The 21,079-nt window shown below is 58.8% G+C and carries 23 protein-coding genes; 11 read left to right on the forward strand and 12 right to left on the reverse strand.

The annotated features are described in order from the left end of the window. The first annotated feature begins 68 nt into the window (after window positions 1–68). Complete coding sequence (locus AC3ISI_RS00280) at window positions 69–359, forward strand: DUF2782 domain-containing protein (protein ID WP_489334953.1); 291 nt, start codon at window positions 69–71, stop codon at window positions 357–359. Window positions 360–416: 57 nt separating this feature from the next. Further along, window positions 417–1,367 carry a homoserine kinase gene (locus AC3ISI_RS00285; protein WP_489334954.1) on the forward strand — a complete coding sequence of 317 codons (951 nt, stop codon included), beginning with the start codon at window positions 417–419 and terminating at the stop codon, window positions 1,365–1,367. A 131-nt stretch (window positions 1,368–1,498) separates the two neighbouring features. Here the strand turns inward: AC3ISI_RS00285 and AC3ISI_RS00290 are convergent, their stop codons facing one another. After that, entirely contained in the window at window positions 1,499–2,419 is a 921-nt protein-coding gene (locus tag AC3ISI_RS00290; RefSeq protein ID WP_489334955.1) for a zinc ABC transporter substrate-binding protein, read from the reverse strand. Between the two features lie 66 nt (window positions 2,420–2,485). Here AC3ISI_RS00290 and zur point away from each other — a divergent pair, with 66 nt between their 5' ends. Genes zur through AC3ISI_RS00310 form a run of 4 tightly spaced genes read left to right on the forward strand, consistent with a single transcriptional unit; the run spans window position 2,486 to window position 5,288 of the window. Then, on the forward strand, window positions 2,486–2,968 hold the full coding sequence (gene zur / locus AC3ISI_RS00295; protein WP_489334956.1) for a zinc uptake transcriptional repressor Zur: 483 nt from the start codon (window positions 2,486–2,488) through the stop codon (window positions 2,966–2,968). Then, on the forward strand, window positions 2,968–3,753 hold the full coding sequence (gene znuC / locus AC3ISI_RS00300; protein WP_489334957.1) for a zinc ABC transporter ATP-binding protein ZnuC: 786 nt from the start codon (window positions 2,968–2,970) through the stop codon (window positions 3,751–3,753). Before zur ends, znuC begins: the two co-directional genes overlap by 1 nt. After that, window positions 3,746–4,534 (forward strand): zinc ABC transporter permease subunit ZnuB, encoded by a 789-nt coding sequence (gene znuB, locus AC3ISI_RS00305; protein ID WP_489334958.1) that lies wholly within the window; start codon window positions 3,746–3,748, stop codon window positions 4,532–4,534. Before znuC ends, znuB begins: the two co-directional genes overlap by 8 nt. A gap of 37 nt (window positions 4,535–4,571) precedes the next feature. After that, the gene (locus tag AC3ISI_RS00310) at window positions 4,572–5,288 is read left to right on the forward strand and encodes a PA5502 family lipoprotein (RefSeq protein ID WP_489334959.1); all 717 of its coding nucleotides are present in this window, start codon (window positions 4,572–4,574) and stop codon (window positions 5,286–5,288) included. Window positions 5,289–5,396: 108 nt separating this feature from the next. On the opposite strand, the gene katE is transcribed toward AC3ISI_RS00310, so the two are convergent. Further along, window positions 5,397–7,586 carry a catalase HPII gene (katE, locus tag AC3ISI_RS00315; protein WP_489334960.1) on the reverse strand — a complete coding sequence of 730 codons (2,190 nt, stop codon included), beginning with the start codon at window positions 7,584–7,586 and terminating at the stop codon, window positions 5,397–5,399. Window positions 7,587–7,798: 212 nt separating this feature from the next. Here katE and AC3ISI_RS00320 point away from each other — a divergent pair, with 212 nt between their 5' ends. The 3 genes from AC3ISI_RS00320 to AC3ISI_RS00330 are packed head-to-tail and all read left to right on the forward strand — an operon-like array spanning window position 7,799 to window position 10,311. Further along, window positions 7,799–8,806, forward strand: a complete 1,008-nt coding sequence (locus AC3ISI_RS00320) for a methionine ABC transporter ATP-binding protein (protein ID WP_452628831.1) — start codon at window positions 7,799–7,801, stop codon at window positions 8,804–8,806. After that, the gene (locus tag AC3ISI_RS00325; protein WP_008027679.1) at window positions 8,806–9,480 is read left to right on the forward strand and encodes a methionine ABC transporter permease; all 675 of its coding nucleotides are present in this window, start codon (window positions 8,806–8,808) and stop codon (window positions 9,478–9,480) included. Before AC3ISI_RS00320 ends, AC3ISI_RS00325 begins: the two co-directional genes overlap by 1 nt. A 60-nt stretch (window positions 9,481–9,540) precedes the next feature. Further along, the gene (locus tag AC3ISI_RS00330; RefSeq protein ID WP_489334961.1) at window positions 9,541–10,311 is read left to right on the forward strand and encodes a MetQ/NlpA family ABC transporter substrate-binding protein; all 771 of its coding nucleotides are present in this window, start codon (window positions 9,541–9,543) and stop codon (window positions 10,309–10,311) included. Window positions 10,312–10,500: 189 nt separating this feature from the next. On the opposite strand, the gene AC3ISI_RS00335 is transcribed toward AC3ISI_RS00330, so the two are convergent. From AC3ISI_RS00335 to AC3ISI_RS00355, 5 genes are read right to left on the reverse strand one after another with little or no spacing between them, the layout of a single operon-like run. Further along, window positions 10,501–11,136 carry an SCO family protein gene (locus AC3ISI_RS00335; protein ID WP_489334962.1) on the reverse strand — a complete coding sequence of 212 codons (636 nt, stop codon included), beginning with the start codon at window positions 11,134–11,136 and terminating at the stop codon, window positions 10,501–10,503. Beyond that, window positions 11,133–12,032: a heme o synthase gene (cyoE, locus tag AC3ISI_RS00340; RefSeq protein WP_007947928.1), complete on the reverse strand. Its 900-nt coding sequence runs from the start codon at window positions 12,030–12,032 to the stop codon at window positions 11,133–11,135. The genes AC3ISI_RS00335 and cyoE overlap by 4 nt, the downstream gene beginning before the upstream one ends. Beyond that, the gene (locus AC3ISI_RS00345; RefSeq protein WP_489334963.1) at window positions 12,020–13,099 is read right to left on the reverse strand and encodes a COX15/CtaA family protein; all 1,080 of its coding nucleotides are present in this window, start codon (window positions 13,097–13,099) and stop codon (window positions 12,020–12,022) included. Before AC3ISI_RS00345 ends, cyoE begins: the two co-directional genes overlap by 13 nt. 10 nt (window positions 13,100–13,109) lie before the next feature. Next, window positions 13,110–13,718: a hypothetical protein gene (locus AC3ISI_RS00350; protein ID WP_489334964.1), complete on the reverse strand. Its 609-nt coding sequence runs from the start codon at window positions 13,716–13,718 to the stop codon at window positions 13,110–13,112. Continuing rightward, window positions 13,684–14,424, reverse strand: coding sequence for an SURF1 family protein (locus AC3ISI_RS00355; protein ID WP_489334965.1), 741 nt, complete (start codon window positions 14,422–14,424; stop codon window positions 13,684–13,686). The genes AC3ISI_RS00350 and AC3ISI_RS00355 overlap by 35 nt, the downstream gene beginning before the upstream one ends. A gap of 70 nt (window positions 14,425–14,494) precedes the next feature. On the opposite strand from AC3ISI_RS00355, the gene AC3ISI_RS00360 reads away from it, so the two are divergent. Continuing rightward, window positions 14,495–14,698, forward strand: a complete 204-nt coding sequence (locus AC3ISI_RS00360; RefSeq protein WP_094469789.1) for a twin transmembrane helix small protein — start codon at window positions 14,495–14,497, stop codon at window positions 14,696–14,698. 5 nt (window positions 14,699–14,703) lie between these two features. On the opposite strand, the gene AC3ISI_RS00365 is transcribed toward AC3ISI_RS00360, so the two are convergent. From AC3ISI_RS00365 to coxB, 4 genes are all read right to left on the reverse strand, one after another. Next, a complete protein-coding gene (locus tag AC3ISI_RS00365; protein WP_489334966.1) occupies window positions 14,704–15,591 on the reverse strand; it encodes a cytochrome c oxidase subunit 3 in 888 nt (295 codons plus the stop codon). Between the two features lie 33 nt (window positions 15,592–15,624). Then, entirely contained in the window at window positions 15,625–16,182 is a 558-nt protein-coding gene (locus AC3ISI_RS00370) for a cytochrome c oxidase assembly protein (protein WP_489334967.1), read from the reverse strand. A gap of 117 nt (window positions 16,183–16,299) precedes the next feature. Beyond that, the gene (ctaD, locus tag AC3ISI_RS00375; RefSeq protein WP_489334968.1) at window positions 16,300–17,892 is read right to left on the reverse strand and encodes a cytochrome c oxidase subunit I; all 1,593 of its coding nucleotides are present in this window, start codon (window positions 17,890–17,892) and stop codon (window positions 16,300–16,302) included. Window positions 17,893–17,974: 82 nt separating this feature from the next. Then, a complete protein-coding gene (gene coxB, locus AC3ISI_RS00380) occupies window positions 17,975–19,102 on the reverse strand; it encodes a cytochrome c oxidase subunit II (RefSeq protein WP_489334970.1) in 1,128 nt (375 codons plus the stop codon). A 371-nt stretch (window positions 19,103–19,473) separates the two neighbouring features. On the opposite strand from coxB, the gene AC3ISI_RS00385 reads away from it, so the two are divergent. Continuing rightward, window positions 19,474–20,124: a hypothetical protein gene (locus AC3ISI_RS00385; RefSeq protein WP_489334971.1), complete on the forward strand. Its 651-nt coding sequence runs from the start codon at window positions 19,474–19,476 to the stop codon at window positions 20,122–20,124. A gap of 164 nt (window positions 20,125–20,288) precedes the next feature. On the opposite strand, the gene AC3ISI_RS00390 is transcribed toward AC3ISI_RS00385, so the two are convergent. Beyond that, window positions 20,289–21,020, reverse strand: coding sequence for a carbonic anhydrase (locus tag AC3ISI_RS00390; RefSeq protein WP_489334972.1), 732 nt, complete (start codon window positions 21,018–21,020; stop codon window positions 20,289–20,291). Window positions 21,021–21,079: the final 59 nt, after the last annotated feature.

The following is a 21,079-nucleotide window of genomic DNA, read 5'->3' on the forward strand; positions in this document are numbered from 1 at the left end:
GATCAACCTTTTCGGCGGGTCCGGCGCTAGAATAGCGGGACCGTTGACGACAAAGGGACAAGGTTATCATGCGCACACTAAATCGCCTGTTGCTGGCTGGCTTGTTTGCAACTGTTCCACTAGCCGTCATGGCTGCGGACGATGCGCCGACGGCGGAGCCGGAAGTTACGATCCACACGGAAGGGGACAAGGTCATTCAGGAGTACCGTCAAAACGGTTTCCTGTATGCCATCAAAGTTACGCCCAAAGTCGGCAAACCGTATTTCCTGGTTCGCGCCGATGGTACAGAGGCTAACTACATCCGCTCGGATCAGCCGGATATGCTGATTCCAGCGTGGGAAATTTTTACCTGGAAGTAGTTTCTTAATTTCAATCGGCGCTGGCTTACGAGCGGCGCCCGTACTGGCAGTTTAAAAATGTCTGTGTTCACACCCCTGGCTCGGCCCGAGCTGGAAACTTTTCTCGCCCCTTATGGCCTCGGCCGCCTGCTTGATTTCCAGGGGATTGCTGCCGGTAGCGAAAACACCAATTTCTTTATCAGCCTGGAACAAGGCGAGTTCGTCCTGACCCTGGTCGAGCGCGGTCCGGTTGATGAAATGCCGTTCTTCATTGAACTGCTCGATGTCCTGCATGAGGCCGATTTGCCCGTGCCTTACGCCCTGCGCACTACCGATGGCGTCGCCCTGCGCGAACTGGCCGGTAAACCTGCGCTGCTGCAACCACGCTTGGCCGGCAAGCACATCAAGCAAGCCAACGCGCAGCACTGCGTGCAGGTGGGCGAGTTGCTTGCACATTTGCACCTGGCGACCCAGGCCAACATGATCAAGCGCAAAACCGATCGTGGTCTGGACTGGATGCTGGAGGAGGGCACGCAGTTTCTTTCTCATCTGAATGACGAGCAAAGCGATTTGCTGAAACGGGCGCTGGATGAAATAGCCGAGCAGAAGGCAAAAATTCTGGCACTGCCGCGCGCCAATATTCACGCCGACCTGTTCCGCGATAACGCGATGTTCGAAGGCACGCACCTGACCGGGTTGATCGACTTCTACAACGCCTGCTCCGGGCCAATGCTCTACGACGTGGCGATTGCCTTGAACGACTGGTGTTCGGACGACGACGGGTTGCTCGATGGGCCGCGGGCACGGGCATTACTGGGGGCTTATGCCGCGTTACGCCCGTTCACGGCGGCTGAAGCAGAGCTGTGGCCGACAATGCTGCGGGTGGCATGCGTGCGGTTTTGGTTGTCTCGGTTGATTGCGGCGGAATCGTTCGCTGGGCAAGACGTACTGATTCACGACCCGATGGAGTTTCAGTTGCGGTTGGCGCAGCGGCAGAAGGTCAGCACACCGCTGCCGTTTGCCCTTTAAAAGCTTCGTCGCATCGCCGCCAGGAGCCGGCTCGCTCCCATATGGGATCTTTAGTGGACACCAAGTCTGTGTTCACATTGATCAACTGTGGGAGCGAGCCTGCTCGCGATTGAGGCGAGGCCGAACAAAGTCTAGAGCGACTCCAGACACCCCGCCAAATCATTCCCCAACTTCTCCAGCACCTGCTCATACCCCTGAGCGGTCGCCGGTGTGTAACCACCCAACGCATCCAGTTCCGCCAGTTTCACCGGCAAACCCGATACCAGCGTTTCCGCCAGACGCGGACGTAATGGCGGCTCACTGAACACGCAGGTCTTGCCGACTTCCTGCAACCGCGCGCGCATCGCCGCGACGTGCTGAGCACCGGGCTGGACTTCGGCAGCAACGCTGAATACGCCAGTATGCTTAAGGCCATAGGCGTCTTCGAAGTAGTCGAAGGCTTCGTGGAACACGAAGTACGGCTTGCCCGCGATCCCGGCCAACCGCGCCTTCAATCGCAGGTCCAACGCATCCAGTCGCTCATCGAACGCCTTGAGGTTGCTCTGATAACGCGGCGCATTGTCCGGGTCGGCAGCGCTTAGGTCGGCGGCCATTTTTGTGGCGATCACCCGGGCATTAACCGGTGACAACCACAAATGCGCATCCAGACTGCCAGGGCGATGATCGTGGTCATGCTCATCTGCATCTTCGGCGTGGGAGTGACTGTCTTCGGCGAAGCGACGCAATTTCAGCCCCGGCAAATCCTGCATGGCAACGCTCGGCAGCGTACGACCAGTCAGCACGCGCGGGAGGAAGCCCTCCATGTCCGGCCCGATCCAGTACAACAGATCGACCGATTGCACCTTTCGTACGTCGGAAGGGCGCAAGGCATAGCTATGCGGAGAAGTGCCGGGGGGCAGCAACACTTCCGGAACCGCCACGCCATCCTGCACCGCAGCGGCAATTAACTGCAGGGGTTTGATGCTGGTGAGGACTTTGACTTCGGCATGCGCCGAACCGATCAGCAGAAAACTTGCGATAAATGCGACAAATACTGCAAAAAGTCGGGACACGATGATCACTCGAAGAGGCGAGAACGAGTAACATAATAACGTCTCTCACAAAACTCGTCGCCGCTCATGCCTAAAACACCGATTGCCAGCCGTCCCCACGACCACTCTCATTGCGTGCATAGCGCATTGTCTGAGGCGGATGCCTTGTGCGCGCGTCAGGGGCTGCGACTGACCGCGTTGCGCCGTCGAGTGCTGGAACTGGTGTGGCAAAGCCACAAACCGTTAGGTGCCTACGACATTCTCGCGGTACTCAGTGAGCAGGACGGCCGTCGCGCCGCGCCGCCAACGGTGTACCGCGCACTGGATTTCCTCCTGGAAAACGTCCTCGTGCACCGCATCTCTTCGCTCAATGCCTTCGTCGGCTGCAATCATCCGGGCCATGCCCACCAGGGGCAGTTCCTGATTTGCCGCGAATGCCACGCCGCCATTGAGCTTGAACAGAAGTCCATCAGTGACACGATTGTGATGAGTGCCAAGGATGTCGGTTTTGTAGTCGAAGGCCAGACCGTTGAAGTGGTCGGTCTCTGTTCGGGCTGCCAGGGGGCTTGATGAGCAACGCGCTGATCCGTCTTGAGCAGGTTGCTGTCACGTTTGCCGGGCAAAGTGTGCTGGATAACATCGAACTGAGCGTCCAGCCGGGGCAGATTGTTACCCTGATCGGCCCTAATGGTGCCGGCAAGACCACGCTGGTGCGCGCGGTGCTCGGTCTGTTGAAGCCAACCAGCGGCAGTGTCTGGCGCAAGCCGAAACTGCGCGTGGGTTACATGCCGCAAAAACTCCACGTCGATCCGACGCTGCCGCTCTCGGTGCTGCGCTTCTTGCGGTTGGTGCCGGGTGTGGACCGCACTATGGCGTTGGCGGCACTCAAGGAAGTCGGTGCCGAACAGGTGATCGACAGCCCCGTGCAAAGTATTTCCGGCGGTGAAATGCAGCGCGTGCTGCTGGCCCGGGCGCTGCTGCGCGAGCCGGAATTGCTGGTGCTCGACGAGCCGGTGCAAGGTGTCGACGTGGCGGGCCAGGCTGAACTTTACAACCTGATTACGCGACTGCGTGACCGTCACGGTTGCGGCGTGCTGATGGTTTCCCACGATCTGCACCTGGTGATGAGCACCACCGACCAAGTGGTTTGCCTCAACCGGCACGTCTGCTGTTCCGGGCATCCTGAGCAGGTCAGCGGCGATCCGGCATTCGTCGAGCTGTTTGGCAAGAACGCCCAAAGCCTGGCGATTTATCACCACCATCACGACCACGCCCATGATCTGCATGGCTCGGTGGTCACAGCGGCCTCGGCGGCCAAACCCCACGTTCACGGAGATAGCTGCAAGCATGGCTGATTTTCTGCTCTACGCCCTGCTTGCAGGTTTGGCCTTGGCGCTGGTGGCGGGCCCATTGGGTTCGTTCGTGGTCTGGCGGCGCATGGCTTATTTTGGTGACACCTTGTCCCACGCGGCCTTGCTCGGCGTCGCGCTGGGATTCTTGCTGGATGTCAGCCCGACCGTTGCGGTGACCGTTGGCTGCTTGCTGTTGGCGGTATTGCTGGTGACGTTACAACAACGCCAACCGCTGGCATCTGACACGCTTTTAGGAATTCTCGCTCCGAGCACGCTTTCCTTGGGCTTGGTGGTACTAAGCTTCATGCACGAAGTACGGATCGACCTGATGGCGTATCTGTTCGGCGACTTGCTGGCGATCAGCTCGACTGATCTGGCCTGGATTCTGGGCGGCAGTGCGGCTGTACTGGCCTTGCTGGTGACATTGTGGCGGCCAATGCTGGCCATCACGGTGCATGAAGAGTTGGCCAGGGTCGAAGGATTGCCGGTGGCGTCGTTGCGTCTGACCCTGATGCTCTTGATCGCCGTGGTGATCGCTGTCGCGATGAAAATCGTCGGCGTATTGCTGATTACGTCACTGTTGATCATTCCGGCGGCTGCGGCACAACGCCACGCCCGGTCACCGGAGCAGATGGCACTGGGCGCGAGCCTGCTGGGCATGCTCGCGGTCTGTGGCGGTTTGGCATTGTCGTGGTTCAAGGACACACCGGCGGGCCCATCGATTGTTGTGACGGCTGCCGCACTGTTTCTGCTGAGTTTTGTCCTGCCCCGCCGAGGGGTGTAGACTTGCTCGTTTTTTGCGCAAATAGAGAGTCGCAGGAATGAAGTTGTTCGCCTCCCGTTATCTGCTCCTTGTCGCATTTTCTTTGCTGCTGGGCGCCTGCCAAAGCACGCCACCTGCGGCCCCCGAGGCCTCTGAGGCTCGGGCTGCGGCCATCGTACAGCTGGAAAAAAACATTGCCAGTGATGAATTGGCCACCGCCGAAGACCAATTGGCGACGTTGCAAGCCGAATCGCCCAATGATCCGTCGCTTGAGCAATACCAGCGTCAACTGGCTGAGGCTTACTTGCGTCGCAGTCAAATCGTGCTGCAAAAGGGCGATGTGAATGCCGCCGCTTCCGCGCTGAGCCGCGCCCGGGTACTGATGCCGAAGGCCCCGGCGCTGACGGGTGGAGTGAACAACGCCATCGTCACTGCCCGCAAAGCCGAGCTGGATAAAGCGGAAGCCGATTTGAAAGCCGCTGAAGCCCAACCTCACGCGAAGGTGATTGATCCTACGGCCGAAAGCACCACCGTTGCGTTGAATCTCACTGATGTGGCGAAACTTCGTCGTCAACTCGATGCCATCGCCGCCGATGTGGTGAATTTTAACTGTGTCGTGAGCATTCAGGTGCCGCGCACTGATGATTATCCTTGGCTGGCGACGTTGCTGACCAAACGGGTGACGAAGCTGGATGCGGATTTTGATCTGAAGCTAGAGAGACAGATTCTGCGCAACGTTCAGGCGCAGATGGTTCTGAGTCCTCGTAAATCCTAAAAGCATCGTCGGATCGCCGCCCGGACCAAGCCCGCTCCCGAAGGGTTATGTGATAACCAGTGGGAGCGGGCTTGCCCGCGATGGCGCCTTATCTGGCACCACAGTCTTTTAGGCCGGAATCGCCTTGGCCTTGGGCTCCCGATCCCAAACTCGGTGCTGTTCGATCGCCGCAAAAAACGGCTTGATCAACTTCGCATCCGTCCCCACGATCAACCCCGCATCAGCCTCCAGCTTCAACACATCCAGCAACTGCTTCGCTTCGCCATGCAGCGCAATCGCTTTCAAATGCTTATAGGCCTCCAGTAGGTAATGTAGCGCCACGCCATCGCCGCTCAACGCCTTGATGGACGCCGCGCCACCCGGCACGAACACCGCGTCGAACGCCAGTGATGGCAATCCTTCCATCGAAGCATCCACCGGCAACGTTTTGCCATCGGCGGTTTTCACTGGTGCTGAGGTTGGCCCCAGCAATTTGGCGTGCGCGCCTTCTGCCTCCAGAGCCTTCTTCATGGCATCAATCGCCGCACCATCGACGCCATTGGCCGCAAGAATTGCCACCTTGCGGGTTTTGATGTTGCCCGGCAGCAAATTGGCCTGGCTCAGGGCCGGCGAGCGGTCCAGAGATGTTTTGGGCACCTCGACGGTTCCGGCTTTCGGCGCTGGCAACCCCAGGTTAGCGGCCACACGCATGGCCAGTTCCAGATCGATATTGGCCAGAATCTCATTCACCTCCCGCGCGCGGATGGCCTCACGCTCCACCTTGCCGAGCTCAAAGCTGAAAGCCGAGATGATGTGTTCCTGCTCGTGCTTGCTCATGCTGTGAAAAAACAGCCTAGCCTGGGAGAAATGGTCGCTGAACGATTCGCTACGCTGACGGATCTTGTTGGCGTCGATCCGCTCTGGATAACTCTCGAAACCGCCATCTTGTGCAGCGGCCGGCGTTTCTTTCGGCCAACCGCCGTCGATGGAGTTGGGTTCGTAAGCGGCGCGCCCCTTATCGATGGTGGTGCGGTGCAGCGCATCCCGCTGGCCATTGTGGAAAGGTGCCACCGGCCGGTTGATCGGGATCTCATGAAAGTTTGGCCCTCCAAGTCGGCTGATCTGCGTATCGGTGTAGGAAAACAGCCGACCTTGCAGCAGCGGATCATTGGAGAAATCGATCCCCGGCACGATATGGCCTGGGCAGAACGCGACTTGCTCGGTTTCGGCGAAGAAGTTGTCCGGGTTACGGTTGAGTACCATCTTGCCCAAGGGCGTAATGGGTACGATTTCTTCAGGAATCAGCTTGGTGGGGTCGAGGATATCGAAGTCGAAACTGTGCTCGTTTTCCTCTTCGATGATCTGCACGCCCAGTTCCCACTCCGGGTAATCGCCCATCTCGATGGACTCCCAGAGGTCGCGACGATGGAAATCGGTGTCTTTACCGGCAAGCTTCTGCGCCTCATCCCACACCAGCGAGCAAGTACCGGCGGTGGGGCGCCAGTGGAATTTGACAAAGCGCGCTTTGCCTTCGGCGTTGATCAACCGAAACGTATGCACACCAAAGCCTTGCATGCTGCGCAGGTTCTTCGGGATTGCCCGGTCGGACATGGTCCAGATCACCATGTGCGCCGATTCCGGCACCAGCGAGACAAAGTCCCAGAACGTGTCGTGAGCCGAGCCGCCCGTAGGGATCTCGTTATGCGGCTCCGGCTTTACCGCGTGTACGAAGTCCGGAAACTTGATTGCGTCCTGAATGAAAAACACCGGCATGTTATTACCCACCAGATCGAAGTTGCCCTCGTCGGTGAAAAACTTCACGGCGAAACCTCGCACGTCCCGTACGGTATCGCCTGACCCGCGTGGCCCCTGTACCGTGGAAAAGCGCGTGAACACCGGAGTCTTCTTACCTGGATCCTGTAGGAAACCGGCCTTGGTCAGCGTGGAATGGTTTTCGTAAGCCTGGAAGTAACCATGCGCCCCGGTCCCGCGAGCATGGACGATGCGCTCGGGAATACGTTCATGGTCAAAGTGCGTGATTTTCTCACGCATGATGAAGTCTTCCAGCAGCGAAGGCCCGCGGGCGCCGACTTTCAAGGTGTTCTGATTGTCCGAAACCTTCACCCCCTGATTGGTGCGCAGGGCCTGTTCGGTGGCGTCGGAGCGAAATTTTTCCAGGCTTTCGAGCTTGGTATTGGTGTTACTGCGGTCCAGGGTGTCGGTACCGGCCAGTGCGCTTTTGGTGGGGGCAGGCTTCTTGATACTCATCAGGCTAAACTCCTCGTTGCGATTCCCGCCGTAGCCAGGATTCTTGTGCATTCCCCAGGCACGGCACCGGGGGCGTTTTCGAGTTGCCTTATTAGTGACTGGTGGGGTTTTCAGCCGTTCCTTTTTTATGACCTTTGATCGCGTTATTGCCAAATCGAAGGATGAATGCGGAATAAATGCTAATAACCTCTATACGGACAGGCTAAAATGCGCGCCCGGCTAACCGCTGATCCTTTTCTAACGCGCCCCACAAGGTTCGCTACGTGATCGAGTTTCAAAACGTCCATAAAACCTACCGCGTCGCCGGTAAGGATATTCCCGCCCTGCATCCGACCAGTCTGACGATTGAGAACGGTCAGGTCTTCGGCCTGATCGGCCATTCCGGTGCGGGAAAAAGTACCCTGCTGCGTCTGATCAATCGCCTGGAGAACTCCAGTGGCGGCAAGATCATCGTCGACGGCGAAGAAGTCACCGCGCTCGATGCCAACAGCCTGCGGCGCTTCCGTCAGCAAGTCGGGATGATTTTCCAGCACTTCAACCTGCTGGCGTCGAAGACGGTTGCGGATAACGTCGCGTTGCCGTTGACCCTCGCCGGCGAACTGTCGCGCAGCGAGATCGACCTGCGCGTGGCCGAGTTGCTGGCGCGGGTGGGTTTGTCCGATCACGCCAAGAAGTACCCGGCGCAGTTGTCCGGTGGTCAGAAGCAGCGCGTGGGCATTGCCCGCGCTCTGGCGACCAAGCCGAAAATCCTGCTGTGCGACGAAGCCACCAGTGCCCTGGACCCGCAGACCACTGCGTCGGTTCTGCAATTGCTGGCCGAGATCAACCGCGAGCTGAAGCTGACCATCGTCCTGATCACCCACGAGATGGACGTGATCCGCCGCGTTTGCGACCAGGTGGCGGTGATGGACGCCGGTGTGATCGTCGAGCAGGGCTCGGTGGCCCAGGTGTTCCTGCATCCGAAACACCCGACCACCAAGCGCTTTGTGCAAGAAGACGAGCAGATCGACGAAAGCGAACAGCGCGATGACTTCGCCCACGTGCCGGGCCGCATCGTGCGTCTGACCTTCCAGGGCGACGCGACCTACGCGCCGTTGCTGGGCACCGTCGCCCGGGAAACCGGTGTGGACTACAGCATCCTGGCCGGTCGTATCGACCGCATCAAAGACATCCCCTACGGGCAATTGACCCTGGCGGTCACCGGTGGCGATATGGAGGCGGCGTTTGCCCGCTTCACCGCGGCTGACGTTCACATGGAGGTGCTGCGCTGATGGAAGCCCTGACCACGTTTTTCGCCAATATCGACTGGTTCGAAATCTGGCTGGCCACCGGCGACACGTTGCTGATGCTCGGCGGTTCGTTGTTGTTCACCGTGTTGCTCGGCTTGCCGCTGGGTGTGCTGCTCTTCCTGTGCAGCCCGCGTCAATTGCTGGAAGCCAAAGGCGTCTACGCGATGTTGTCGCTGGTGGTGAACATCCTGCGTTCGCTGCCCTTCATCATTTTGTTGATCGTGATGATTCCGTTCACTGTACTGATTACCGGTACGTCGCTGGGTGTCGCCGGTGCGATCCCGCCGTTGGTGGTGGGTGCTACGCCGTTCTTCGCCCGACTGGTGGAAACCGCGTTGCGTGAGGTGGATCGCGGCATCATCGAAGCCACCCAAGCCATGGGCGCGACGACGCGTCAGATCATCACCAATGCCTTGCTGCCAGAAGCCCGTCCGGGCATTTTCGCGGCGATTACGGTGACGGCAATTACACTGGTGTCCTACACGGCAATGGCCGGTGTGGTCGGCGCTGGCGGTCTGGGCGACCTGGCGATCCGCTTCGGATACCAGCGTTTCCAGACGGACGTGATGGTTGTGACAGTCGTCTTGCTGCTGGTGCTGGTTCAAGTGCTGCAAACCGTTGGCGACAAATTGGTTGTCCATTTTTCCCGTAAGTAAGACATGAGCCGGCCATTCGCTGGCAGGCGCCGAACGGGCGCCTTATATGGAGTTAGCTGAATGAAGAAACTACTCGTCGCGTTCGCTGCTGTTGCAGCCTTTTCCGCCCACGCCGACACCCTGACCGTCGCGGCCACCCCGGTCCCGCACGCAGAAATCCTCGAATTCGTGAAACCGGCCCTGGCCAAAGAAGGCGTGGACCTGAAGGTCAAAGTCTTCACTGACTACATTCAGCCAAACGTGCAGGTGGCAGAAAAACGTCTGGATGCCAACTTCTTCCAGCACCAGCCGTACCTCGATGAGTTCAACAAGGCCAAGGGCACCAATCTGGTTGCTGTTGCCGGTGTGCACCTGGAACCACTGGGTGCTTACTCCAGCAAATACAAAACACTCGCCGAGCTGCCAGGTGGCGCCAACGTGGTGATCCCGAACGATGCTACCAACGGCGGCCGTGCGCTGTTGCTGCTGGCGAAGGCCGGCCTGATCAAGTTGAAGGAATCGAACAACATCCTGTCGACCGTGAAGGACATCACTGAGAACTCCAAGGATCTGAAATTCCGTGAACTGGAAGCCGCGACCATCCCGCGCGTGCTGACCCAAGTCGATCTGGCGCTGATCAACACCAACTACGCGCTGGAAGCCAAGCTCGATCCGTCCAAGGACGCACTGGTCATCGAAGGCAGCGACTCGCCTTACGTGAACATCCTGGTGGCTCGTCCGGACGACAAGGACAGCGACGCAATGAAGAAACTGGTTGCTGCGCTGCACAGCCCGGAAGTCAAAGCCTTCATCCTCGAGAAGTACAAAGGCGCGGTATTGCCGGCGTTCTGAAATTGAAGGGGACGCAGAGCGTCCCTGGCTGCATTACCACGCAGAGCGTGGGAACGATTGGGGCGCATCGAATGCGCCCCATTTTTTATGCCTGAAACACCGACCCCTGTAGGAGCCCGGCTTGCCGGCGATGGCGTCCGTGAGATCGCCATCGCCGGCAAGCCGGGCTCCTACAGGGATTTATGTCGCTTATTTGCGGTTAAGCATCACCGGCAACTGCGCCACCAATTTAGCGTTGTTCAACGGCGCCCGAATAAACCCGCGCTGTGTGCCATCCGGCCCGATCACCGCCAGATTGCCGCTGTGATCAACCGTGTAATTGGCCTTGCTGGTGTCCGCCGGAATAAACGGAATGCTCACCGCGTTGGCCAGCGTCTGAATGTCATCAACCGAGGAAGCGGTCAGGCCTTTGAACTGGGGATCGAAGTAGCCCAGGTATTGTTTGAGCTGAGTCGGGGTATCGCGGTTCGGGTCGATGCTGACCAGGATGATCTGCAACTTGGCCGCCGCCTCTGGCGACAGCTCACTCTTGATCTGACGCAACTGGGCGAGAGTGGTCGGGCAGATGTCCGGGCAGAAGGTGTAGCCGAAGAACAGCAAGCTCCACTTGTCTTTCAGCTGATTGACCGTCACCGGGTTGCCGTCCTGATCGGTCATCTTCACGTCGGGCAGGTTGCGGCTTTGCGGCAGCATGATGATGCCCGCGTCGATCAGTGCCGTGGGGTCACCCTGGCCTTTACCGGACAGCACTTTGTTGATGGTCAGGCCCAGGACCAGTGCGATCAGGGCGACGAGAATGAAGACGGTTTTCTGGGTTCGAGTCATAGGTTCAACAGTAAGTAGTGGTCTACGAGCAGCGCGATAAACAGCAGGAACAAGTAATAAATAGAGTACTTGAACGTGTTGATCGCCGCGTGCGGCCGAGTGCCACGGTACAGCACCACGGCCCATTGCAGAAACCTTGCGCCCAGCCCCAGCGCGCAAATCAGGTAGAGCATGCCGCTCATGTGGATCACATAGGGCATCAGGCTGACCGCCAGCAACGCGAAGGTATAAAGCAGGATGTGAACCTTGGTGTAGTGCTCGCCATGGGTCACCGGCAGCATCGGAATATCGGCCTTGGCGTATTCCTCTTTGCGGTGAATCGCCAACGCCCAGAAGTGCGGCGGGGTCCAGGCGAAGATGATCAGCACCAGCAGCAGCGGTTCGGCGCTGACGTGACCGGTGGCAGCGGTCCAGCCGAGCAGTGGCGGGGCAGCACCGGCCAGGCCGCCGATGACGATGTTCTGCGGAGTCGCGCGTTTCAGGAAACCGGTATAGACCACCGCGTATCCGAGCAGCGAAGCCAGGGTCAGCCATGCCGTCAGCGGGTTGGTGAAAGCGAGCAGCACGGCCTGGCCCAGCACCGCCAATACCAAGGCAAACGTCAGCGCCGCCGCCGGTGATACCCGGCCTTCGGCCAACGGACGTTTGTGCGTGCGAGCCATCACCGCATCAATGCGCCGGTCCACCACATGATTAACGGCCGCAGCGCCACCGGCACACAGAGCGATCCCCAGATTGCCGAACACCAGCACCGTCCACGGCACCCCGGCGCGAGTCGCGAGGAACATGCCGACCAGCGAGGTGATGAGCATCAGCACCACCACTTTCGGCTTGGTCAGCTCCAGATAGTCACGCCAGATTGCCTGACTGTGACGTTCGCCGATCAGCGTCGCCATGGCATCTCTCCTTTTATTGTTATAGGCCCGGCCGAGTGTTTACGCGGGCTGAACCGCCAGCGCGCAAGGGATTGCTTTTTGACCCGAACCAGACTGGTTCGCGCGTGATAATTGACCAGCACCATTGTCAGCAACAGTGCCGCGCCGCCCGCGTTGTGCGCGACGGCCACCGGCAGCGGCAGGTGGAACAACACGTTGCTGATACCGAGGGTGATTTGTGCGGCGAGCGCAATCAACACCAGCCCCGCAAGGCGTGTCATGCCGACGACTTTCAGTTGCCAGGCCAGCCCGAGCAATACGAGCGTGACCAGCAGCGCGCCGATACGGTGAGTCAAATGAATCGCTGTGCGGGCATCACTGTCCAGTTGCCCGCCGAGATAATTGGGGCCGATGTGCTGAGTCAGGTGAAAGCCGTTGGCGAAATCAGCCGGCGGCAGCCATTGACCGTGGCAGGTGGGGAAGTCGATGCAGGCCACCGCCGCGTAGTTGGAACTGACCCAGCCACCCAAGGCAATTTGCAGGATGACCAGAAGCAACCCGGCGGTCGCCCAGTACTGCAAACGCCGTGGCACGGTCAGCGCCGGCAACACCCCGGACAATCGCAACGTCAGCAAAAACAGCAGGCTCAACGTCGCAAAACCACCGAGTAAATGCCCGGTGACCACTTGCGGCCAAAGTTTGAGCGTCACCGTCCACATGCCGAACGCGGCTTGGGCGAATACCACCGCCAGCAGAAACAACGGCAACTTCACCGGTTGCCCCGGATGACGACGATGAACCCAGGCGCGACCCGCCAGCACCGAGATCAACAGCCCCAGGGTACCGGCGAAGTAGCGGTGAACCATCTCGTTCCAGCCCTTATGGGCTTCGACGGGAGCGTCGGGAAAATGCAGTTCGGCATGGGCCAATTGAACTTCGCTTTTCGGCACGCTGATAAAGCCGTAGCAACCCGGCCAGTCCGGGCAGCCGAGACCGGCGTGGGTCAGGCGGGTGTAGGCGCCAAGGAGCACCACAATCAATGCCAGCAAGGTGGCAAACAGCGCGAGGCGAAATCCAGGTTTGGCCATGACGATGCCCTTATCCGATGTTCGACAGTTTCAGCAAATGGCGCAGGTCGTTGAGCAAGTCCTTGCCCTTCACCGTCGGGTCGTAGCGCAGCACCAGATTGCCGTGAGGGTCGATGATCCACAGCTGTGGCACGGTTTTTCCCCCAGTGCCGGCGGTTTTGTTGAAGGTACCGAAGGTGGCGAGGTCCAGGGGATACCGCTGCAGTTGAGGATACTCGCGAGTCAGCTTGGCGTCGTATTCACTGCTCAGCGGTTGTGCCGCAGCCAAGGCATGACTGGCGCGCCCGGCATCAGGACCGAGGCCGATCTGGATCTGCCGCGCCAGGTATACCAGTTGCTGGCAGTCCACCGAGCAATCCTTGGGCGCGGTCACCAATATCTGCCAACGATCCTCTTGCGCCTGTACGCCGAGGTCAGCGCGGGTCTGGCCGTTACCGATCAGTTCGCCGTGATAGCTGCGACCCTCCGGCACCCAGAACTGCAATTTGTACATGCCGGTGGCGAGGATCATCGGACCGATCACCCCGAGCAGAATCAGCAGCAACTGCAAGCGACCCTTGCGTCGACTCGCCGACGTTTTCGCCTCAGACATGCTGGGTGGATTCATGGCCGCTCCCATGGTGTTTCTCCTTTGCGTTGTGCCAGCCGAGATAGAGATAGAGGCCGAACAGGGCAATCGACATGGCGAACCACTGCACGGCATAAGCGATGTGTTTTTCCGGGCCCATGGCGACTACTGGCCAATCGGCCTGGTAAGTCGCGAGACCCTTTTCTGCGCGTAACTCGTAGGCAAACCCTTCACGGCCCAGCGCCGCCCAGAGCTTCGAAGGCTCAACGGCGGTAATCAACTCAGGCCAGGTGGTGGTGCTCGGATCGGCGTGTAATTGGAAGGTCGCGCCGGGGGATACGTAGACCCAGGCGTCCAGGCTCAACGCCTGAGTCGGGGTGATGAACTGTGGCGGTGTGCGCCGGTCCGGCCATGGCAGCCAGCCGCGATTGACCAGCAGCCAAAGGCCGGTCGCCTGGTCCTGAAACGGTTGCAACAACTCAACGCCGACCTTGCCGTCGCGTTGGCGGTTGTCCAGCAACAGGCTGTGCGCGGCGTCAAACTGACCGTGCAGACGAACCCGGCGGAAGGCCGGATCCTGGGAGTGTTGCAGTTCGGTACTGGCCATCGGTTCGGCGACACGACGCTCGGCGTAGCTTTGCAGCAGCGCGCTTTTTTCCGCGCCGCGGTTCAGCTGCCAGAACCCGAGCGACACCAACAGCGGCAGCAAGAGGGCGACCACCAGTGTCGGCACGATGCCTGGCCGAAAGCGCTTCATGGCGTGGCCAAAAAGTCGGCATTCGCGATAGCTATACTCAAGTGCATCGCCATTCCCCCGGAGTCTCACCATGCTCAAAGCAGCCATCGTCCTGATGCTGATTGCCACAGTTGTCAGCCTGTTCAGCGGCCTGTTTTTTCTGGTCAAGGACGACAGCAGCTCGAACCGCCTCGTCATTGCCTTGAGTGTTCGTGTAGCCCTGGCCGCTATCACCGTCGGTTTGATTGCCTGGGGTTTCTTCAGCGGCCAGTTGGTCTCTACTGCGCCTTGGTGATGCCGTTAAAGCACGTAGACGAAAACGAACAAACCGATCCACACCACGTCCACGAAGTGCCAGTACCAAGTCGCCGCCTCGAAGCCGAACTGGTGCTCGTTATCGAAGTGCCCACGCATGATCCGCATCAACATCACAAACAAGATGATCGTGCCGATAGTCACGTGGGCGCCGTGGAAACCGGTGAGCATGAAGAACGTCGCACCGTAGATGCCGGAGCCGAGGGTCAGGCCCAGTTCGCGGTAGGCGTGCATGTATTCTTCAGCCTGGAAGGTGAGGAATGCACAGCCCAGCAATACGGTGAGCGCCAGCCAGAGTTTCAGTGCACCGCGATGGCCTTTTTTCAGCGCGTGGTGGGCGATGGTCACGGTCACGCTGGAGCTCACCAACAGCGCGGTGTTGAGCAGCGGCAACCCCCACGGGCTGATGACTTCCTTGGGCGGTATAAACAGTTTCGAGTCGGGGTTGTTCAGCAGCGGCCAGGTCCATTCGAAGTTTGGCCACAGCATGTGCGCGATGCCTTTAGCGCCTTCGCCGCCGAGGGCCGGGCCAGAGACATGGCGTACATAAAACAGTGCACCGAAGAAAGCGATGAAGAACATCACCTCGGAGAAGATGAACCAGCTCATGCCCCAGCGAAACGAGCGGTCCATCTGTGCGCTGTACAGCCCGCCGCGACTTTCCTTGATCACCGTCCCGAACCAGCCGAACAGCATGTAAGCCACCAACAGTCCGCCGACGAAAAAGATCAGCGGACCGTGGGATTCCGGGCGCGCAGCTTTCAGATCGTTGAACCAGGTGGCCAGGCCGAACACGGTGGTGAGCATGCCGAGTGTGGCGATGATCGGCCATTTGCTCTGTGCCGGTACGTAATAGTGTTCATGAGTTGCCATTTATTGTTCTCCTTATCGGGCACGCATTAGCGCCTAGCCACCGGTGTTGGCGGCAACCGCCACGGGTGGATGACGTGCGGTGATATCGAACAGCGTGTAGGACAGCGTCAGGTGCTTCACATCCTTGGGCATGTCACGGTCAACGATGAAACGTACCGGCATCTCGATCCGTTGACCGGGCTGCAGCACTTGCTGGGTAAAACAAAAGCATTCGGTCTTGTGGAAGTACGCCGCCGCTGTGCTGGGCGCGATGCTCGGCACGGCCTGGGCACTCATCGGATGGTCGGTGGGGTTGTAGGCGACGAAAATCATCTCGTTCACCCCCCCAGGGTGCGCCGTCAGTTCATCGCCCTTGGGATAAAACTCCCAGGGCATGTCGGCGTTGTTCATCGACAGAAACTGCACACGCACTTGCCGTGAAGTATCGACCACTTGCTCGCCTTCGTATTGCCCGGCAGTTTTGCCGTTGATGCCGAAGGCCTTGCACATCACGTCGTAAATCGGCACCAGGGCAAACCCGAAGACAAACATCGCCACCACCACCATCAGCAGGCGGGTGACCAGTTTTTTCATCGAAATCGAGTCAGCCATGATTTCTAACCCCTGCGCATAACTTTGTGGGAGCGAGCCTGCTCGCGATAGCGGTGTATCTGGCACACCGCGTCGCATGAATCGCGAGCAGGCTCACTCCTACAGAAATCAGGGTGTTCATTTCACTTCCGGCGGCGTGGTGAAGGTGTGATACGGCGCCGGTGATGGAATGCTCCACTCCAGGCCTTCAGCCCCATCCCACGGTTTGGCCGGTGCTGGCGGGCCGCCGCGGATGGTCTTGATCACGATGAACAGGAAGAAGATCTGCGTCGCACCGAACATGAACGCGCCAATCGAGGAGACCATGTTGAAGTCGGCAAATTGCAGGTTGTAGTCCGGAATCCGCCGTGGCATGCCCGCCAGCCCCACGAAGTGCATCGGGAAGAACGCCATGTTCATGCCGATGAACGAGAGCCAGAAGTGCAGCTTGCCGAGGGTTTCGTCGTACATGTGGCCGGTCCATTTCGGCATCCAGTAGTAGGCCGAGGCGAAGATCCCGAAGATCGCCCCCGGAACCAGCACATAGTGGAAGTGCGCGACCACGAAGTAGGTGTCCTGGTACTGGAAGTCCGCCGGGGCGATGGCCAGCATCAACCCGGAGAAGCCGCCGATGGAGAACAGGATCACGAACGCCACCGCAAACAGCATCGGCGTCTCGAAGGTCAGCGAGCCTTGCCACATGGTGCTGGCCCAGTTGAACACCTTCACCCCGGTTGGCACTGCGATCAGCAGCGTTGCGTACATGAAGAACAGCTCGCCCACCAGTGGAATGCCGACCACAAACATGTGGTGCGCCCAGACGATGAACGACAGGAACGCAATACTCGCCGTCGCATACACCATCGAGGTGTAGCCGAAAAGCGGTTTACGCGAAAAGGTCGGAATGATCGAGCTGACGGCACCGAAGGCCGGCAGGATCATGATGTACACCTCGGGGTGACCGAAGAACCAGAACACGTGCTGGAACAACACCGGGTCACCGCCACCGGCGGCACTGAAGAAGCTGGTGCCGAAGTGGATGTCCATCAGCATCATCGTCACGCACCCGGCCAGTACCGGCATCACTGCGATCAGCAAGAACGCGGTGATCAGCCAGGTCCAGACGAACAGCGGCATTTTCATCAGCGTCATGCCGGGGGCGCGCAGGTTGAGGATGGTGGCGATCACGTTGATCGCGCCCATGATCGAACTGATCCCCATCAAGTGGATGGCGAAGATGAAGAACGTCACGCTTTCCGGTGCGTAGGTCGTCGACAGCGGGGCGTAGAACGTCCAGCCGAAGTTCGGACCACCACCAGGGGTGAACAGGGTTGACACCAACAGGATGAACGCCGCCGGCAGCAGCCAGAAGCTGAAGTTGTTCATCCGTGGCAACGCCATGTCCGGCGCGCCGATCATCAACGGGATCATCCAGTTGGCTAGGCCGACGAAGGCCGGCATCACCGCGCCGAACACCATCACCAGACCGTGCATGGTGGTCATCTGGTTGAAGAACGCGGGCTCGACGATTTGCAGACCCGGCTGGAACAGCTCGGCGCGAATCACCATCGCAAACGAGCCCCCCAGCAAGAACATGCAGAACGCAAACCACAGGTACAGCGTGCCGATGTCTTTGTGGTTGGTGGTCAGCACCCAGCGCATCAGCCCTTTGGCGGGGCCGTGGGCGTGCTCGGTGGCGGTATGAACATGTTCATCGATTACAGCAGTCATGTCCTGTCTCCTGCAAACAGATGGGCTGGGCAAGTCGGAGTGCGTAGCCCCGACCGGTTCCTTAGGTGTGCAATAGACCGGGTCATTTGCTTTCCGCCTGTTTTAGCTCCAGCACTTCTTTAGGCGTGACCATGTCGCCCTTGTTGTTGCCCCAGGCATTACGTTCATAGGTCACGACCGCCGCAATATCGACTTCCGAGAGCTGCTTGCCGAACGCCGCCATGGCAGTGCCGGGTTTGCCGAAGTAAACGCGGTGCAGGTGATCGGCTTTCGGTCCGGTAGCAATCGGCGAACCTTTGAGCGCCGGGAACATCGGCGGCAGCCCCTGACCTTCGGCCTGGTGACAGGCCACGCAGGTGGTGTGATAGACCTTGTCGCCGCGCTCCTTGAGCTCGTCGAGGGTCCATTCCTTGCTGGTCAGTTCTTTGAGTTGCAGCGCTTCAGCCTTGCGCTCGGCAAGCCATTTTTCGTAATCGGCCTTTTCCTTGACCTCGACCACAATCGGCATGAAGCCATGGTCCTTGCCGCACAACTCGGCGCACTGACCACGGTAGATGCCGGGCTTGTCGACGCGGGTCCAGGCTTCGTTGACGAATCCCGGGATCGCATCGCGCTTGACCGCGAAGGCCGGCACCCACCAGGAGTGGATAACGTCGGCGGAGGTCACCAGGAAGCGCACCTTCGCGCCGATCGGCAGCACCAGCGGCTTGTCGACCTCAAGCAAATAGTGCTCGCCCTTGGTTTCCTTGTTATGGATCTGGTCGGCGGGGGTGGTCAGGTTGCTGAAGAACTCAACGTCCTGGCCCAGGTATTTGTAATGCCACTTCCACTGATAACCGGTGATCTGGATGTCGATATCCGGCTCACTGGCGTCGTACATCTTGATCAGGGTTGCCGTCGCAGGCACCGCCATGGCCACCAGGATCAGGAAGGGCACGATGGTCCAGAGGATTTCAACGGTGGTGCTTTCATGAAATTTTGCTGCCACCTGCCCGGTAGAGCGGCGGTGCAGAATCATCGACCAGAACATGGCGCCGAAGACGATGATGCCGATCACTACACAGATCCAGAAAATGGTCATGTGCAGGTCAAATACTGCGTGACTGATTTCAGTCGCTCCTGGCGCCATATTCACGGTCCAGGCAGCTTGCGCCTGACCGAAAATCGACCACAACAGGAGGCCCATCCAGACGTGTGGATGTCGCATCATTGCGGGTTCCCCTTATCGTTCTTGTTATCCCGCCGGCTTTCACCTGCGGCAAGGGAGCGGCTTCTTCAGACTACGAACTTGAATCGCCGAGCCTTGCTGCGTGTGCAGTCGGGCGTCATCAGCTAACTCCATTCCCACCCGAGTATAGACAGCGACTGCCACCTCGCAATGTGAAGGCGTAAATGATCTGAAACAGCTGGGACTTGCGTTCAAGGGCAGGAATGGAGAAGGATGCAGACGAGTGGTGGCAAACCGATATAACGGAGGCGTCTCAAGGATGAAATAATTATGACAAATGCGTCTTAGCATTTTTCATAAGGCAGCTAAGTTATGTCTTCCCTATTTCATTGCCGTTGTTTACTGGAGTATTCATGAACACCGCCGCATTGCGCGAGCAGATCCAAAAAGCCCAACAACACGAGAAAGAGACCGGCCTGCTGGCACGTCAGTTGCTGACCAAACTGCCTCACCTTCACCCCGCTATCCAATTGCCGGAGGCCGATGCCAATGGCGTACTGACGCGTTTTGTTTCTGCCTACATCGAGGAGGTTCCCGATCTGCTGGACGCAGCCAATGAAGTTGCCAGGGAAGCGGGTATTGAATCGCAAATCAAACCGGTGCTGAAAATCGCCGAGCAGTATTTCCTCCAGCCTCCGGCAATCATGGCCGGGCATGTCGGTCTGGACAGCCTGCTGGACGAAGCCTATCTGGCGCACCGGTTTGTAGAAGAGGTCAACGACCTGTACATCAAACATTTCGGCCAGCCACTGATCCCCTTGGACATGACGGTCGCCAACTTGATTGCTCACCAATTGATCGGTGAGGAATTTGCCAACCAACTGGACGAAGCGGTGCATCACGCCATCGACGAGATGCTCAACGAAGAGAGTTTTGCGCTGGAGTCGGTGGAAGCCTACCGGGAGAAACTCGATAGCCCGGTCACCGGTGCCGCGTGGAAGCGCTGGCCATGCATGTCGCGCCGCTTGGGCGTAGGCCTGGAGCTGGATCAGCCGGCGGCTTGATCCAACGCCCAACACACATCCCCCTGTGGGAGCGCTCCCACAGGGGTTTATCTACCCGGCGGCATCTACGCCGGTGGTAGTTCGTAACGGTCCTTCCAATCTGCGCTTAACACCGCGCGTCATTCGGTAACCTCTGCCTAAACCATACGGGAATTCAGGAGGTGTCAGAAACGCGCTTTGGGCGTTGCCACCGGAATCGGATGGCTGCCATCGAGTGGTAGGAAACAACCCTGGTCCGCGTCGTAAGCTTTGATTTCGCTGGTTTCGATGCTGTAGACCCAACCATGGATAAACAGCTGACCGTTGGCCATGCGCGAGGCCACTGATGGATGCGTACGTAAATGCTGTAGTTGAGCGATCACATTCTCTTCGGTGAGGATGTGCATGCTTTCGTTTTCGTCAGCGCAATGGCAGTTTTCCTGGACCATGGTTTTCGCCACCTCGGCATGACGCAGCCAGGCTTTGACCGTGGGCATTTTTTCCAGGCTTTGCGGGTTTAGCACTGCACGCATCGCGCCACAGTCGGAGTGCCCGCAAATGATGATGTGCTGCACACCGAGGGCCAGTACCGCGTACTCGATGGCGGTGGAAACACCGCCATTCATTTGTCCATAAGGCGGTACAACGTTGCCGACGTTACGAGTTACGAACAGATCGCCGGGAGCGCTTTGGGTGATCAGTTCAGGAACGATGCGCGAATCGGCGCAGGCGATGAACATCGCTCTGGGACTCTGGGCCGTGGCGAGTTTTTTGAAGAGCTCTTCCTGCTGCGGAAAGACTTCGTGATGAAAATGCAAAAAACCGTCAACGATATGCTGCAGCGCTGCATCGGCGGTTTCCGCCTCGGGGAGTGCTTGCGCCGACTCAGCTGATGGCTGTTTATCCTTTTCACTCATAAATTCATCCTCAATGGCGGAATCAAGGCAGTTTCCCGTTTTGTCCGATGTGAAGCCAG

Source organism: Pseudomonas sp. GL_139_B (assembly GCF_057834475.1).

Coding starts and splice junctions, on each gene's coding strand:
- AC3ISI_RS00280 (WP_489334953.1), top strand. CDS start 69: ATGCGCACACTAAATCGCCTGTTGCTGGCTGGCTTGTTTGCAACTGTT.
- AC3ISI_RS00285 (WP_489334954.1), top strand. CDS start 417: ATGTCTGTGTTCACACCCCTGGCTCGGCCCGAGCTGGAAACTTTTCTC.
- zur (WP_489334956.1), top strand. CDS start 2,486: ATGCCTAAAACACCGATTGCCAGCCGTCCCCACGACCACTCTCATTGC.
- znuC (WP_489334957.1), top strand. CDS start 2,968: ATGAGCAACGCGCTGATCCGTCTTGAGCAGGTTGCTGTCACGTTTGCC.
- znuB (WP_489334958.1), top strand. CDS start 3,746: ATGGCTGATTTTCTGCTCTACGCCCTGCTTGCAGGTTTGGCCTTGGCG.
- AC3ISI_RS00310 (WP_489334959.1), top strand. CDS start 4,572: ATGAAGTTGTTCGCCTCCCGTTATCTGCTCCTTGTCGCATTTTCTTTG.
- katE (WP_489334960.1), bottom strand. CDS start 7,586: ATGCACAAGAATCCTGGCTACGGCGGGAATCGCAACGAGGAGTTTAGC.
- AC3ISI_RS00325 (WP_008027679.1), top strand. CDS start 8,806: ATGGAAGCCCTGACCACGTTTTTCGCCAATATCGACTGGTTCGAAATC.
- AC3ISI_RS00330 (WP_489334961.1), top strand. CDS start 9,541: ATGAAGAAACTACTCGTCGCGTTCGCTGCTGTTGCAGCCTTTTCCGCC.
- AC3ISI_RS00335 (WP_489334962.1), bottom strand. CDS start 11,136: ATGACTCGAACCCAGAAAACCGTCTTCATTCTCGTCGCCCTGATCGCA.
- cyoE (WP_007947928.1), bottom strand. CDS start 12,032: ATGGCGACGCTGATCGGCGAACGTCACAGTCAGGCAATCTGGCGTGAC.
- AC3ISI_RS00345 (WP_489334963.1), bottom strand. CDS start 13,099: ATGGCCAAACCTGGATTTCGCCTCGCGCTGTTTGCCACCTTGCTGGCA.
- AC3ISI_RS00350 (WP_489334964.1), bottom strand. CDS start 13,718: ATGGGAGCGGCCATGAATCCACCCAGCATGTCTGAGGCGAAAACGTCG.
- AC3ISI_RS00355 (WP_489334965.1), bottom strand. CDS start 14,424: ATGAAGCGCTTTCGGCCAGGCATCGTGCCGACACTGGTGGTCGCCCTC.
- AC3ISI_RS00360 (WP_094469789.1), top strand. CDS start 14,495: ATGCTCAAAGCAGCCATCGTCCTGATGCTGATTGCCACAGTTGTCAGC.
- AC3ISI_RS00365 (WP_489334966.1), bottom strand. CDS start 15,591: ATGGCAACTCATGAACACTATTACGTACCGGCACAGAGCAAATGGCCG.
- AC3ISI_RS00370 (WP_489334967.1), bottom strand. CDS start 16,182: ATGGCTGACTCGATTTCGATGAAAAAACTGGTCACCCGCCTGCTGATG.
- ctaD (WP_489334968.1), bottom strand. CDS start 17,892: ATGACTGCTGTAATCGATGAACATGTTCATACCGCCACCGAGCACGCC.
- coxB (WP_489334970.1), bottom strand. CDS start 19,102: ATGATGCGACATCCACACGTCTGGATGGGCCTCCTGTTGTGGTCGATT.
- AC3ISI_RS00385 (WP_489334971.1), top strand. CDS start 19,474: ATGAACACCGCCGCATTGCGCGAGCAGATCCAAAAAGCCCAACAACAC.
- AC3ISI_RS00390 (WP_489334972.1), bottom strand. CDS start 21,020: ATGAGTGAAAAGGATAAACAGCCATCAGCTGAGTCGGCGCAAGCACTC.